Here is a 13,238-nt window from a genome sequence, read left to right on the forward strand (position 1 = left end):
GCGTGAAAGATGACGATGCCGTCGACGCGGCCCTGCTGGCGCGGCGCCAGCGCCTGCTCGGCGCCTCCTACCGCCTGTTCTATCAGCGGCCGTTCCATCCCGTGCGCGGTGAGGGCGTGTGGCTCTTCGACCGCCACGGCACGGCGCACCTGGACGCCTACAACAACGTCGCCTGTGTCGGCCACTGCCACCCGAAGGTCGTGGAAGCCATCGCCAACCAGGCGGCCACCCTCAATACCCATACCCGCTACCTGCACGAGACGATCCTCGACTGCGCCGAGCGGCTGATCGACTCACTGCCGGCGCCCCTGGCACAGCTGGTCTTCACCTGTTCAGGCAGTGAAGCCAACGATCTCGCCCTGCGCATGGCCCGCGCCTTCACCGGCGGCGAGGGGCTGATCGTCACCGAGCTGGCCTATCACGGCGTGACCCAGGCGATCGCCGAGGCGTCGCCCTCCCTCGGCAGCAAGGTCAAGCTGGGCACGAGCGTGCGCACCGTGCCAGCGCCCGTGGATCGCGGTGACGGCGCCGCGGCGATGGGTGTACGCTTCGCCGCCGGCGTGCAGGCGGCGATCGATGATCTCGCCGCCCACGGCATCCGGCCCGCCGCGCTGCTGCTCGACAGTGTCTTCTCCAGCGACGGCATCGTGACCGATCCGGTCGGGTTTCTCGCCCCGGCGGTCGAGACGATCCGGCGCGCCGGCGGGCTCTATATCGCCGACGAAGTGCAGGCCGGGCTCGGCCGCACCGGCGTCCTGTGGGGCTTCCCCCGCCACGGCGTCAGGGCCGATCTGGTCACGCTCGGCAAACCGCTGGGCAACGGCCATCCGGTAGCCGGGGTTGCCGGCCGGCGCGATGTGATGGACCACTTCGGGGAGACGGCGCGCTACTTCAATACCTTCGGCGGCAATCCCGTGGCCTGCGCCGCCGCGCTGGCGGTCCAGCGCGTCATGGCCGAGGAGGATCTGGTGGCACAGGCCGCCACGGTTGGCGCCGATCTGCACGCCGGCCTGGGTCAGATCGCGGCCACCACGGACCGGCTCGGCGCGGTGCGCGGTGCGGGTCTGCTGGCCGGTGTCGAGGTGCTCGATGCCCAGGGCGCACCGGACGCCGCGCTCGCGCAGGCGCTGGTCGACGGCCTGCGCGAGCGCCAGGTGCTGATCAGCGCCACCGGGCCACAGGCCAATGTGCTGAAGATCCGCCCTCCGCTGGTCTTCAACCGCACGCACGTCGAACGTCTGTGCGAGGTGCTCGAAGCGGCCTTGGTCGACGTGCTCGAGACATGGCGCGACAGATAAATCCCGACAATGACGTTCCTGACCGCCAACCACTAACATGACGACTCAGGCGCGGTGATAGACCGCTGCAAGCGGCATGCTGAAGATGACGAGAACGCCCAGCGGCCTGGCTTGGCCCTCACCCGTCCCCCCACCCGTCATTCCATCCGTCATTCCATCCCAACCAGGAGAGAGATCATGTCCGACGCTCCGGTTGCCATGATCAGTGGCGCCAATCGCGGTATTGGCGCCAGCATTGCCGACACCCTGCTGGCCGCCGGCTGGCGCGTGAGTCTTGGCTGCCGTACCCCGCCCAGCGAACGTCCGACGCGCGACGACTGGCTGAGCTGTCACTACGATGCCCTCGATGCCGCCAGCGGCCAGGCCTGGGTCGATGAAACCCTGCGCACCTTCGGCCGCCTGGATGCCTTGATCAACAACGCCGGTATCCTCAGCCAATCGACGGTACTGGAGGCGAGTGGCGATGAGTTCGACCGCGTGATGGCGGTCAATGCCCGCGCGCCGATGCTGCTCACTCAGCAAGCCTGGCCGCACCTGGTCGCCGCCGAACAGGGCAAGGTGATCTCGATCGTCTCGCTCTCCGGGCTGAGGGTCAGATCCGCCGCTTCCGGTCTCTACGCGATGAGCAAGTTTGCCGCCCAGGCGTTCGTCCACGGCTTGCGCCACTGCACGGCGGAGACCCGTGTCCGCGCCACCGCGATCTGCCCCGGTTTCGTCGCGACCGATATGGCCACCGCCGCCCAGGTCGATGGCGCCAGCGTCACCCAGCCCGAGGAGGTCGCCCGCGTGGTACAGATGCTCGTGACGCTGCCGCCCTCTGCCGGCATCGCCACGGTCCCGATCAACTGGCAGATCGAGGATACGATCTGAATTAGCGGCTCATGGGCAAGCACCACCCGGACGTCAAGGACCCGAGCTTGCCCTCTCGAGCGGTCCGGCCACTTCCCCCACTTTCTCCCACTTCCCCCGCTTCCCCCGCGTCGCGCCTTTCCTCCCCCTTCGATCCTTTCTCCACTGCGCTCCTTCCCTACCGCGCCCCTCCCGCTTTTTCGATTGCCATCGCTTCCCCCTTCACAGCCGATTAAACCGATGCTATACATCGCAACAAAAGGAATACTATTTAACCAGGGTAAAAAAAATCACGCTACCGTTGCGCGCTCGACGCCGTGAGTGGGCTTGGAGCACACCGGTGGCGGCCACCCTGTAAAGCCTCGTTTCGACTCGGAGCCCCGCATGCCTGGAATGACTGATCGACGTTCGACGCTGGTGCGGATCGTGACCTTCACGACGCTGATGATCGCGCTGCCGGCCTTTGCGCAGGATGACACGCCCCACCCGTTCAAGGCGGTGACGACCTTCACGGTGATCGCGGATATGGCCCGGAACGTGGCCGGGGACGCGGCAACCGTCGAGTCGATCACCAAACCGGGCGCCGAGATCCACGACTACTCGCCGACGCCGGGCGACATCATGCGCGCCCAGGGCGCCGATCTGATCCTGTGGAACGGACTCGATCTGGAGCGCTGGTTCGAGAAGTTCTTCCAACATCTCCATGACGTGCCCAGTGCCGTGGTCTCCGACGGCGTCGAGCCGATCAGCATCGCTGCCGGGCCCTACGACGGCAAACCCAACCCGCATGCCTGGATGTCGCCGTCGAGCGCGATGATCTACGTCGATAACATCCGCGATGCCTTCATCCAGCACGATCCCGACAACGCGGGCACCTATCGCACCAATGCCGCGGCCTACAAGGAAAAGATCGAGGCGGCCATCGCGCCGATCCGTGCGACGTTCGCCGCCATCCCCGAGGAGAAGCGCTGGCTGGTCTCCAGCGAAGGCGCCTTCTCCTATCTGGCCCGGGACTTCGGCCTGAAGGAACGCTATCTATGGCCGATCAACGCCGACCAGCAGGGCACGCCACAGCAGGTTCGCCAGGTGATCGACACAGTGCGTGCACATGACATCCCCGCCGTCTTCAGCGAGAGCACCGTCTCCGCCAAGCCAGCGCAGCAGGTCGCCCGCGAGACCGGCGCCCGCTACGGTGGCGTGCTCTACGTCGACTCGTTGAGCGCCGCCGATGGCTCGGTACCGACCTACATCGATCTGCTCGAGGTCACCTCCCGAACCATCGCCGATGGTCTGACCGCGGGGCTCAGCCAAGGACAGGCGCAATGACGCCCGCCGACATCCGAGCCTCACAGGTCGCCGACATCCGAGCCTCACAGGTCGCCGAAGCCCGACCATCACAGGTCGCCGCCCCCCGACCATCACAGGTCGCCGACACCCGACCACCGGGGGACGGCCTTGCCGTCAGGGGGGCCACGGTCACCTACCGCAACGGCCACACCGCGCTGCGCGACGCCAGCTTCGAGATCCCCAACGGCACCATCACCGCGCTGGTCGGGGTCAACGGCTCCGGCAAATCGACGCTGTTCAAGGCGATCATGGGCTTCGTCAAGCTCGCCCGGGGCGAGATTCGCGTGCTCGACATGTCCGTGGATAGCGCCCTGAAGCGCAACCTGATCGCCTATGTCCCCCAGTCCGAGGAGGTCGACTGGCAGTTCCCGGTACTGGTCGAGGACGTGGTGATGATGGGCCGCTACGGCCATATGGGCATGCTCAGAATCCCCAAGCGCCAGGATCGCGAGGCGGTCGAGACGGCACTGGATCGGGTCGACATGCGTGAGTTCCGCCAGCGCCAGATCGGCGAGCTTTCCGGCGGCCAGCGCAAGCGCGTCTTCCTGGCTCGGGCGCTGGCGCAGGATAGCCGGGTGATTCTGCTCGACGAGCCGTTCACCGGGGTCGACGTCAAGACCGAGGATCAGATCATCGCGCTCCTGCGCGAACTGCGCGATGAAGGCCGGGTGATGCTGGCTTCCACCCACAACCTGGGCTCGGTACCGGAGTTCTGTGATCGCAGCGTGCTGATCAAGGGCACCGTGCTCGCCCACGGCCCCACCCACGAGACCTTCACCCAGGAGAATCTGGAACGCGCCTTCGGCGGCGTCCTGCGCCACTTCATGCTCGAACAGAGTGCCGACGACGGCGCGTCACGCCACCCGGTCGGCGTGTTCACCGACGACGAGCGCGCGCTGGTGCTGCACAACGGCATCGCAGCACGCCAGCGCCAGTCGCCGGAGAGGCGCCAGACACCGGAGGAGCGCCAGTCATGAGCGAGCTGCTCCCCTATCTTGGCGAGCCGTTCGGCTATGGCTACATGCGCAACGCCATGGGGGTCTCGGCGCTGGTGGGCGGCGTCTGCGCCTTTCTCTCCTGCTATCTGATGCTCAAGGGCTGGTCGCTGATCGGCGATGCGCTGTCGCACTCGATCGTGCCGGGCGTGGCCGGGGCCTACATGCTCGGCCTGCCCTTCGCGCTCGGCGCCTTCTTCGCCGGCGGTCTCGCCTCGGCGGCAATGCTGTTTCTCAACCAGCGCAGCAAGCTGAAAGAGGACGTGATCATCGGGCTGATCTTCACCGCCTTCTTCGGTCTGGGGCTGTTCATGGTGTCGCTGGCGCCGGCGGCGGTGAACATTCAGTCGATCGTGCTCGGCAACGTGCTGGCGATCACGCCGAGCGATACCCTCCAGCTCACGATCATCGGCGTCGTCTCGCTCGCGGTGCTGCTGGTCAAGTGGAAGGATCTGCTGGTGACCTTCTTCGATGAGCACCATGCGCGCACGCTCGGACTCAACACCCGCGCGCTCAAGATCACCTTCTTCACGCTGCTCTCGGCGTCCACCGTGGCCGCGCTGCAGACGGTGGGCGCCTTTCTGGTGATCTGCATGGTGGTCACGCCGGGCGCCACGGCGTATCTGCTCACGGACCGTTTTCCACGCCTGCTGGTCATCGCGGTCGCGATAGGGACGCTGACCAGCTTCACCGGCGCCTATATCAGCTACTTCCTCGACGGTGCCACCGGCGGTGTCATCGTCGTGCTGCAGACGCTGATCTTCCTGAGCGCCTTCTTCCTGGCGCCCAAGCACGGCATGCTCGCCGCGCGCCGCCGGGCGTCGCGCACCCTGCACGAGACACAGTCGCTGCCCCGGGAGGAAACCCGATGAGTCTCGGTCAGTGGCTGATCTCCCCGTTCCAGTTCGACTTCATGCTCAACGCCATGATCATCGCCGTGCTGGTGGCGATTCCCATGGCACTGCTCTCCTGCTTTCTGGTGCTGAAAGGCTGGGCATTGATGGGGGATGCGATCTCGCACGCGGTCTTCCCCGGCGTGGTGATCTCTTACCTGATCGGTATACCGCTCGCCGTCGGCGCCTTCGCTGCGGGCATGTTCTGCGCCGTCGCCACGGGCTTTCTCAAGGAGAACAGTCGCATCAAGCAGGATACGGTGATGGGCATCGTCTACTCGGGCATGTTCGGACTGGGGCTGGTGCTCTATGTCGAGATCCAGTCGACGGTGCATCTCGACCATATCCTGTTCGGCAATATTCTCGGCGTGGGGGTGCAGGACATCGTCGAGTCGGCGTCGATCGCGCTGGTCACGGCGGGAGTGATCGGGCTGAAGTGGAAGGATTTTCTGCTCCACGCCTTCGACCCGACCCAGGCCCGCGCCGTCGGCCTGCACACCCGCTGGCTGCACTACGGCCTGCTCTGCCTGATCTCGCTGACCATCGTCGGGGCACTCAAGGCCGCCGGTATCATCCTCGCCATCGCGCTGCTGATCGCCCCCGGCGCGGTCGCCTTCCTGCTGACCCGGCGCTTCGGCATCATGCTGATCGTGGCGGTGGCGATGTCGGTATCGGTGGCTTTCCTCGGCGTCTACCTGTCGTTCTTCATCGACAGTGCGCCAGCGCCGACCATCGTGCTGCTCTATACGCTGGTGTTCGTGATCGCCTTCGTCCACTCACTGCGCCAGACGGCCAGAAGCGAAGCGATGGTATGAGACGAAGCGATGATCTGAGCGGGCGGTTGTCGAAGGCGCGGCCGAATCGCACAACCGCGTCGCACAGCCCCATCGATCATGGCAGGATGCCTGGCATGCCACGCGAGGAGCGCCCCATGACGTCCCACCCCCTGCACCACCGCCGCCACTGGGTCTTCGACATGGATGGCACGCTCACCGTCGGCGTACACGACTTCCCGGCGATCCGGCGCGAACTGGAGATTCCCGAAAGCGCCGATATCCTGCACCACCTGGAGACCCTGCCCAGGGCCGAGCGCGACGCCAAGCACGCCTGGCTGCTGGAGCACGAGCGCGCGCTGGCGATGCGTTCGACCGCCGCCAGCGGTGCGGTCGAGCTGATCCTGGCGCTGACCCAGCGCGGCTGCCGGCTGGGCATCCTGACGCGCAATGCCAAGGAGCTGGCGCATATCACCCTGGAGGCGATCGGGCTGGACGCGTGCTTCGCCGACGACGACGTGCTCGGCCGCGACGAGGCGCCGCCCAAGCCCCACCCCGGCGGCCTCGACCACTTCATCCAGCACTGGCAGATCGCCCCCTCGGCGGTGGTGATGGTCGGCGACAGCCCCATGGACATGGCCTGTGGCCGCGCGGCAGGGGCGACCACGATTCTCGTCAACGTACCCGACAACCCCTGCCCCGAAGCGGTGGACTGGCACTTTCCGGACTGCCAGGCGCTGCTGGCGAAGGTGACGCCGGCTGACCGATAGCGAATCGCGGGGAGACAAACCCCGCGAGATATCACACGCCAAGGGATCGTTTGCTGTCGGCAAGGGTCAGAGTCTTGTTGCCCTATGGGCTAAATTAGTTATGTTATAACGTCAGCCTCGTTACCCATTGTCACCCATCTTTACGAGTCACCGTCATGGATAGAAGGCGCTTCATCACCACGCTTCTGGCCACCTGTCTCCTCCCCAGTACCCGCGCGCTGGCCGCCAACCCGCTCACCCCCTTCACCCTGCAGGAAGACGACGACAGCGCCAGCTTCGTCATCGAGCTCGAGGGCAGCCACGAGCACAAGGTCTTCACCCTGGATAACCCGCCGCGGGTGGTCATCGACCTGCCGCAGGTCTCGCGCATCGCACCGTCGACCGCCCCAAGGCAGCACGCCGGTATCGTCAAGGATGTGCGTACCGGACGTCACGGCGACGGCATTCGCATCGTGCTCGATCTGAAGCGGCTCAAGCAGCCCAAGACCCACGTGCGCGAGTTGGATGCCCACCGCGCCCAGCTGATCGTCAGCATCAACGACCCCGATCCGCTGATGGCGGCGGTCACCGCCGAAGCCGAGTCCCACCACCAGCCGCGCAAGGCGATCATCGAGATCGACGCCGGCCATGGCGGCAAGGACCCCGGCTGCATCAGCGCCGACGATCACTACGAGAAGTACGTCGCCCTGGGCGTAGCCGATGCACTCAAGGCGCGGCTCCACGCGGACCCGCGCTTCGAGCCGTCGCTCACCCGTGACAGCGATATCTTCATCCCGCTGCATCAGCGCGTGCTGATGGCCCGCGACCATCACGCCGATCTGTTCATCTCGATCCATGCCGATGCCGCGCCTACTCCCTCGGCCTCGGGGGCCTCGGTCTACATCCTCTCCGAGCACGGCGCCAGTTCGGCGATGGCGCGCTGGCTGGCAGAGAGCCAGAACGCCGCCGACCGCTACGATTCGACCCGCGACAGCAACATCTATTCGGATGACCCCGACGTGCAGTCGGTGCTGATCGACCTGTCGATGCGCGGTACCGACGTCGCCAGCCAGAAGCTGGCCAAGACCACGCTCGGCCATCTCGGCGAGGTGACCCACCTGCATCAGCATCGGGTCAACAAGGCGGCGTTCGCCGTGCTCAAGTCGCCGGACATCCCCTCGATGCTGGTAGAGACCGGGTTCATGTCCAACCGCGCCGACTGCAAGCGCCTGCTGATCAAGTCGCACCAGCAGTCGCTGGCCGAGGCGCTGCACCAGAGCGTGGCCGACTTCTTCGAAGCCAACCCGCTGCCGGCGTGAAGTGCCGGCCACGCCTCTCCGCTATCAGCGCCACCCGGCCACGCCGTCAGCGACGGCGTGGCCGCCCTAAGAGGGTGTTTACAAACCCTCTGACGATGGGCGCCGGAGGCAGGGCAAAGCGAGGGTCCTTTGCCAGGGATGGCAAAGGTAGCGCCCAGGGAGGGGTTCACAGCGCCCTCGCGACGCCCTGCCGCCGGATGAGCCCACATCGTCTAGCGGCTGCGAAAGGCGTTATAAGCTCGTGTTAAGCGAACCGGCGTAGAACACAGACGGTCACCCCGTTGCCGGGCGCCGACAGCATCGGGCGGCGGCTGACAAAAAGATGACCGTTTCGTTACCAATCCCTGCGCACCGCCCGCCTCCGCGGCAGTAGCATGGCGATCTGGTTCTCTCCGCACGACGCTCAAGGACGCCGACGTACCGCTATCATGGAAGCGCTCAACCTTCGCCTGTTCGACTGGCTCAACGCCCCCGCCCACGCCTCCCGGCTGACCCTCGATCTCGCCTACGCGCTGGCGATCTACGCGATCTATCTGGTTCCGCTGTTGATGATCGTCGGCTGGCTGCAGCGCGACCCGGTGCACCAGCGCCTGGCACTGCGCGGCCTGGTGGCCTGCGTCGCGGCGCTCGGCGTCAACAGCGTAATCGGGCTGGTATGGAGTCATCCGCGCCCGTTCATGCTGCCGGTGGGGCACACCTACCTGACGCATGCCGCCGACAGCTCCTTCCCCAGTGACCACATGACGGTGATCACCGCCGCCGCGGTGACCCTGCTGCTGTCGCGGGAGCTGCGCCCGCTGGGCGTGATCTTCGCCGCCATCGGCCTGGGCATCGCCTGGTCGCGGATCTATCTGGGGGTGCACTTTCCCCTGGACATGCTGGGGGCTCTGGCCATCTCGGGCACGGTGGCGCTACTCGCCGCGCGCGGCGAGACCTACTACATGCCCGCGCTGCACAGGCTGGCCCGGGGGATTCACCGGCGATTGCTGGCGCCCTTGATTTCCCGCGGCTGGCTGCCACGCTGACCCAAGCACCAGAGACCAAAGGGCCGGGCAGGTTGCCCGGCCGTGCGTTCGGCGTCGCTGCCAGCGTCTGCGTTCCCCTCAGGCAGCGCTCGAGACCGCCGCCGGACGCCGCCCGGCGAGGCTGACACCGATCAGCGTCAGCGCCGCCAGCGGCATCGCGACCAGCACGCTGTTCCAGCCCATCGGCTTGCCCAGGGCGATCTCCCACACCAGTGTCATCACGCCACCCACGATCATCGCCGACAGCGCCCCGGCCGGGGTCGCCCGCGGCCACAGCAGGGCGGCCAGGAACACCGGCGTGATCGCCGCGCCGTACATGCCGTAGGAGTACATCTGCATCGCCAGCACGCTGGGGAAGAAGGCGCCCAGTATCCAGGCCAGGAGGCCGAGCAGCACCACCGCCAGGCGGTTGAGCAGCAGCGCCTTGCCCGCCGGCACCTGGATCTTGAACAGGCCACCGACGATATCCTGGGTCAGGCTGGCCGAGGCCGACAGCAGGTACGAATTGCCCGTGGTCAGCAGCAGCGCCACGATCGAGGCCAGCAGCAGACCGCCGATCACCGTCGGAACGCCCTGCTGGGCCAGGGTCATCATCGCGGTCGAGGGGGTGATATCGGGATAGAGCACACGGGTTGCGCACACCAGCAGCGTGATCAGCGAGGTGCAAACGATGGAGGCGAGCACCAGCCCCATCGCAGCCTTCTTGGCGGTGGCCGGGTCACGCGCCGCGGCGAAGCGCTGGAACAGGTTCTGATCGCCCAGAATGAGCAGGAACAGCGGCAGGAAGTAGCCCAGCGCCTGCCACGGCGAGAGCCCGCCGAGCAGCGTCTGGTGGGTCGCCGGCAGCGCCTCGAACAGGCCGTCGAGGCCGCCCAGCCGGGTCAGCACCAGCGGCAGCGCGATCAGCATGCTGCCGAAGATGATCACCGCGCTCAGGTAGTCGGTGTAGGCCACCGAGACCAGCCCACCCATGGTCGCCAGACCGATCATCACCAGCGCCGCGATCACCACGCCCTGCCACACCGGCAGGCCGAACACCAGATTGAGCGCCTGGCCCGCCCCGGTGAACTGATACGAGACGATGCCGACATAGGCGAGCAGGATGATCAGCGAGGCGATCGAGCGCGCCACCGGGCCGAAGCGCGTCTCGATCAGTGCCGGAATGGTGGTGGCACGCGAGCGACGCATCTTGCGCGCAAGCAGGAAGTAGACCACCAGGGCGGCGATCGGCGTGCCGGCGAAGAAGAAGATCGCCGCCCCCGGCCCGTGCTGGAACACGAAGCTGGCACCGCCGACGATCGAGCCGGAGCCGACGAAGGTCGCCAGCAGCGTCGCGGTGAGCACCAGGGTCGAGAGCGAGCGTCCGGCGACGATGAAGTCGGTATCGTCGTGGACCTTGCGCCGCGAGAAGTAGAGCCCCACGGCGACCATCAGCAGCAGATAGGCGATGACGAAGAGTGCATGCATGGTGCAGGCCTCCGATTGTGGTTGTTATGGATCGTGCTCGATGTCCCGTTGCCGGTCGTGGATGACCGGCGCCAGCGCTCTCAGCGCGTCAGGCGGTCCTTGATCAGGCGCCCGCCCTGCATGATCAGCGCCAGGTGATCGCCCTGGCCGGTCAGCAGCTGCATATCCTCCAGCGGATTGCCGTCGACCACGATCAGGTCGGCGTAGGCCCCCGGCGCGATACAGCCGACCTCACCCTCCATGCGCAGCAGCTTGGCCGCGGTGGCGGTGGCGCTGCGGATCACCTCGTGGGGCGGCAGCACCTGGGCCCGGATCACGAACTCGTCGGACTGGTGCGGATGCATCTCGCCGAGCAGATCAGTGCCGTAGGCCATCTCCAGCCCCGCCTCGCGCATGGTCACCAGACTCTCCAGCCCGGCCAGGCGCACGTCGTCGATCTTGGCCACCGACTCCGGCTTGAGCCCGTACTCGGCGCCCTCGAGCTTGAGCCGCTCGTAGGTCACCAGGGTCGGACACGCCATCGCCCCGCGTTCGGCGGCAACACGCGCGGTCTCCGCAGTGATCAGATTGCAGTGCTCGAGCGAACGCACCCCCGCTTCGACCGCGCGCCGGATCGCCTCGTCGGTGTAGAGATGGGCACTGACATAGGTCTGGGCGTTGCTCGCCTCCTCGACGATGGTCTCGAGCTCGGCGCGCGAGAAACTGAGAAAGTCGATCGGGTCGCTGGGTGACGAGACCCCCCCGTTGGCCATCACCTTGATGAACTGGGCGCCGCCCTTGATCTCCTGACGTACCGCACGACGTACCGCTTCGACGCCGTCGCAGATACGCCCCATCGAGCCGAGCCGGCGGGTCTGGTACTGGTCGTCACGCTCGTCGAAAAAGCCGCGGTAGTCGTTGTGGCCGCCGGTCTGCGACAGCGCCTTGCCGCAGATCACCAGGCGCGGACCGACGAAGTACCCTTCCGCCACCGCCTGCTGGATGGCGCGGTCGGCGCCGCCGACGTCGCGCACCGTGGTGAAGCCGCGTTCGAGCATGCCTTTCAGGATCGGCGTGGCGCGCGCCGCGACCAGCGCATCGGGCAGCAGCGCATTGGCACCGAGGTCGGCGGTGGTGGCGATCACGTGGACGTGGCAGTCGATCAGCCCCGGCATCAGGGTACGCCCGCCGAGATCGACCACCTCGGCGTGGGGGGCGTCGATCGGCGTCTCGGCGACCTGGACGATGCGCGCGCCCTCGATCAGTACCTCGAGGCCATCACGGGGGTCGGCGGTGCTGCCGTCGACCAGACGGAAGTTCTTGAGCAGACGGGTGGGGGGCGTGCGTTCGGTCATGGTTGGGCTCTTATGGGGACGAGAACGCCTCGAGCCTAATCAGCGCGGGAAGGGCCTGAAAAGCGACAAAAACGCATGTCAGCATGCGGCCGGCGCATCGTTCAGCCCACGCCGTGATCGCCTCCCGGACCCGCGGCCAGCGGTTCATTGGGCGCCATCTCCAGCAGCCAGCGCTTGAAGCAGCGGGTGGCGTAGTTCTCGCGGCGCTCCTCCGGGGTGATCAGGAAATAGCCGCCACCGTGGCTCGCCCAGTGGTCGGAGGCCCACACCAGGCGCCCGCGGTGGATCTGGCTATCGATCACATGACGCCAGCCGAGCACGACGCCCTGCGCCAGGCTCGCCATCTCCACCAGCGTCGGATAGTGGTTGCACACCAAGGTGTTGGAGAGCGCAGGGCTGGCCAGGCGGTGGTAGCGAAACCAGTCTTGCCAGGAGATCCACAGGCTCTGGGCATCCTCGAGCATCAGCAGCGTCTCGTGCTGCAGCTGGGCCGGGCTCAGGCGCTCATCTTCGCCCAGCGCGTAGCGCTCGCGACAGGCGGCGAGATAGTCCGGGGCGCAGGCGGTATAGACCTGCTCGGGAATCACGAAGGTGGTGGCAAAGCCCGGCAGCGTGGGGCTCTTCAGGTAGTAGAGCCCGATGTCGAACTCGAACGAGGAGAGCGACGTGACACCATCGCGCACGATCAGGCGCAGCTTGATATCGGGATGAGCGCGCCGGAACAGACTCAGCCGCGGCGCCATCCAGAACTGCGCCACGCCGGCGGTACAGGCGAGCGTCAGCTCGTTCTCGCCAGTGCTCTTCATCACCTCGGCGGTGGCCTGGACACAGTCGTCGAGGATCGCCCGCACCTGCAGCGCATAGGCCTCGCCGGCCCGGGTCAGGGTCAGCCGCCGCTGCTGGCGCACGAACAGCTTGCGCCCCAGGAACGTTTCCAGATGAACCACCTGGCGGCTCACCGCGCTCTGCGACAGATTGAGCTCCCCCGCGGCGCGGGTAAAACTCATGTGGCGCACCGCCGATTCGAAGGCGACCAGCGAGTTGAGCGGCGGCAGCGGGTACATGCGCATGGGAAGCTCCGGCAAGGCGACGAAGAGAGAGCCAGGATACGTGATCCCGCCGCCGCGAACGCCCCTCGCGGATCACGGGGCGTGGATGGCACCGAGCAGGACGTGCCGTGGTGCGACAA

General features: G+C 66.7%; 12 protein-coding genes. 9 read left to right on the top strand and 3 right to left on the bottom strand.

Translation table 11 applies throughout. The annotated features are described in order from the left end of the window. Window positions 1–2 precede the first annotated feature (2 nt). The 9 genes from DOM67_RS11715 to DOM67_RS11755 all read left to right on the top strand — a co-directional run bounded on the left by DOM67_RS11715 (window position 3) and on the right by DOM67_RS11755 (window position 9,248). Window positions 3–1,298 carry an aspartate aminotransferase family protein gene (locus tag DOM67_RS11715; RefSeq protein WP_232825231.1) on the top strand — a complete coding sequence of 432 codons (1,296 nt, stop codon included), beginning with the start codon at window positions 3–5 and terminating at the stop codon, window positions 1,296–1,298. A gap of 177 nt (window positions 1,299–1,475) precedes the next feature. After that, window positions 1,476–2,168, top strand: coding sequence for an SDR family NAD(P)-dependent oxidoreductase (locus DOM67_RS11720; protein ID WP_198651798.1), 693 nt, complete (start codon window positions 1,476–1,478; stop codon window positions 2,166–2,168). 363 nt (window positions 2,169–2,531) lie between these two features. Beyond that, entirely contained in the window at window positions 2,532–3,473 is a 942-nt protein-coding gene (locus DOM67_RS11725) for a metal ABC transporter substrate-binding protein (RefSeq protein ID WP_280951063.1), read from the top strand. Beyond that, on the top strand, window positions 3,470–4,471 hold the full coding sequence (locus DOM67_RS11730; protein WP_110676067.1) for a manganese/iron ABC transporter ATP-binding protein: 1,002 nt from the start codon (window positions 3,470–3,472) through the stop codon (window positions 4,469–4,471). Before DOM67_RS11725 ends, DOM67_RS11730 begins: the two co-directional genes overlap by 4 nt. Next, window positions 4,468–5,361 carry a metal ABC transporter permease gene (locus tag DOM67_RS11735; protein WP_110676069.1) on the top strand — a complete coding sequence of 298 codons (894 nt, stop codon included), beginning with the start codon at window positions 4,468–4,470 and terminating at the stop codon, window positions 5,359–5,361. The genes DOM67_RS11730 and DOM67_RS11735 overlap by 4 nt, the downstream gene beginning before the upstream one ends. After that, complete coding sequence (locus DOM67_RS11740; RefSeq protein ID WP_110676071.1) at window positions 5,358–6,197, top strand: metal ABC transporter permease; 840 nt, start codon at window positions 5,358–5,360, stop codon at window positions 6,195–6,197. The genes DOM67_RS11735 and DOM67_RS11740 overlap by 4 nt, the downstream gene beginning before the upstream one ends. Before the next feature lie 116 nt (window positions 6,198–6,313). Beyond that, window positions 6,314–6,925, top strand: coding sequence for an HAD-IA family hydrolase (locus tag DOM67_RS11745; RefSeq protein ID WP_110676073.1), 612 nt, complete (start codon window positions 6,314–6,316; stop codon window positions 6,923–6,925). A gap of 155 nt (window positions 6,926–7,080) precedes the next feature. After that, window positions 7,081–8,223, top strand: a complete 1,143-nt coding sequence (locus DOM67_RS11750; RefSeq protein WP_110676075.1) for an N-acetylmuramoyl-L-alanine amidase — start codon at window positions 7,081–7,083, stop codon at window positions 8,221–8,223. A gap of 428 nt (window positions 8,224–8,651) precedes the next feature. Continuing rightward, complete coding sequence (locus DOM67_RS11755; RefSeq protein WP_110676077.1) at window positions 8,652–9,248, top strand: phosphatase PAP2 family protein; 597 nt, start codon at window positions 8,652–8,654, stop codon at window positions 9,246–9,248. A gap of 78 nt (window positions 9,249–9,326) precedes the next feature. On the opposite strand, the gene DOM67_RS11760 is transcribed toward DOM67_RS11755, so the two are convergent. The 3 genes from DOM67_RS11760 to DOM67_RS11770 form a co-directional block, all read right to left on the bottom strand. Beyond that, on the bottom strand, window positions 9,327–10,715 hold the full coding sequence (locus DOM67_RS11760) for a sodium:solute symporter family protein (RefSeq protein ID WP_198651799.1): 1,389 nt from the start codon (window positions 10,713–10,715) through the stop codon (window positions 9,327–9,329). A gap of 80 nt (window positions 10,716–10,795) precedes the next feature. Next, entirely contained in the window at window positions 10,796–12,049 is a 1,254-nt protein-coding gene (locus DOM67_RS11765; RefSeq protein WP_110676079.1) for an amidohydrolase family protein, read from the bottom strand. Window positions 12,050–12,150: 101 nt separating this feature from the next. Beyond that, on the bottom strand, window positions 12,151–13,119 hold the full coding sequence (locus DOM67_RS11770) for a LysR substrate-binding domain-containing protein (protein WP_110676081.1): 969 nt from the start codon (window positions 13,117–13,119) through the stop codon (window positions 12,151–12,153). Window positions 13,120–13,238 lie beyond the last annotated feature (119 nt).

The sequence above is a fragment of the Salinicola sp. RZ23 genome (assembly GCF_003206675.1).
GTDB classification, from domain to species: domain Bacteria; phylum Pseudomonadota; class Gammaproteobacteria; order Pseudomonadales; family Halomonadaceae; genus Salinicola; species Salinicola endophyticus.

What these genes read in the sequence shown, in the direction of transcription:
- DOM67_RS11720 (WP_198651798.1), top strand. Translation starts at nt 1,476, where the DNA reads ATGTCCGACGCTCCGGTTGCCATGATCAGTGGCGCCAATCGCGGTATT.
- DOM67_RS11725 (WP_280951063.1), top strand. Translation starts at nt 2,532, where the DNA reads ATGCCTGGAATGACTGATCGACGTTCGACGCTGGTGCGGATCGTGACC.
- DOM67_RS11730 (WP_110676067.1), top strand. Translation starts at nt 3,470, where the DNA reads ATGACGCCCGCCGACATCCGAGCCTCACAGGTCGCCGACATCCGAGCC.
- DOM67_RS11735 (WP_110676069.1), top strand. Translation starts at nt 4,468, where the DNA reads ATGAGCGAGCTGCTCCCCTATCTTGGCGAGCCGTTCGGCTATGGCTAC.
- DOM67_RS11740 (WP_110676071.1), top strand. Translation starts at nt 5,358, where the DNA reads ATGAGTCTCGGTCAGTGGCTGATCTCCCCGTTCCAGTTCGACTTCATG.
- DOM67_RS11745 (WP_110676073.1), top strand. Translation starts at nt 6,314, where the DNA reads ATGACGTCCCACCCCCTGCACCACCGCCGCCACTGGGTCTTCGACATG.
- DOM67_RS11750 (WP_110676075.1), top strand. Translation starts at nt 7,081, where the DNA reads ATGGATAGAAGGCGCTTCATCACCACGCTTCTGGCCACCTGTCTCCTC.
- DOM67_RS11755 (WP_110676077.1), top strand. Translation starts at nt 8,652, where the DNA reads ATGGAAGCGCTCAACCTTCGCCTGTTCGACTGGCTCAACGCCCCCGCC.
- DOM67_RS11760 (WP_198651799.1), bottom strand. Translation starts at nt 10,715, where the DNA reads ATGCATGCACTCTTCGTCATCGCCTATCTGCTGCTGATGGTCGCCGTG.
- DOM67_RS11765 (WP_110676079.1), bottom strand. Translation starts at nt 12,049, where the DNA reads ATGACCGAACGCACGCCCCCCACCCGTCTGCTCAAGAACTTCCGTCTG.
- DOM67_RS11770 (WP_110676081.1), bottom strand. Translation starts at nt 13,119, where the DNA reads ATGCGCATGTACCCGCTGCCGCCGCTCAACTCGCTGGTCGCCTTCGAA.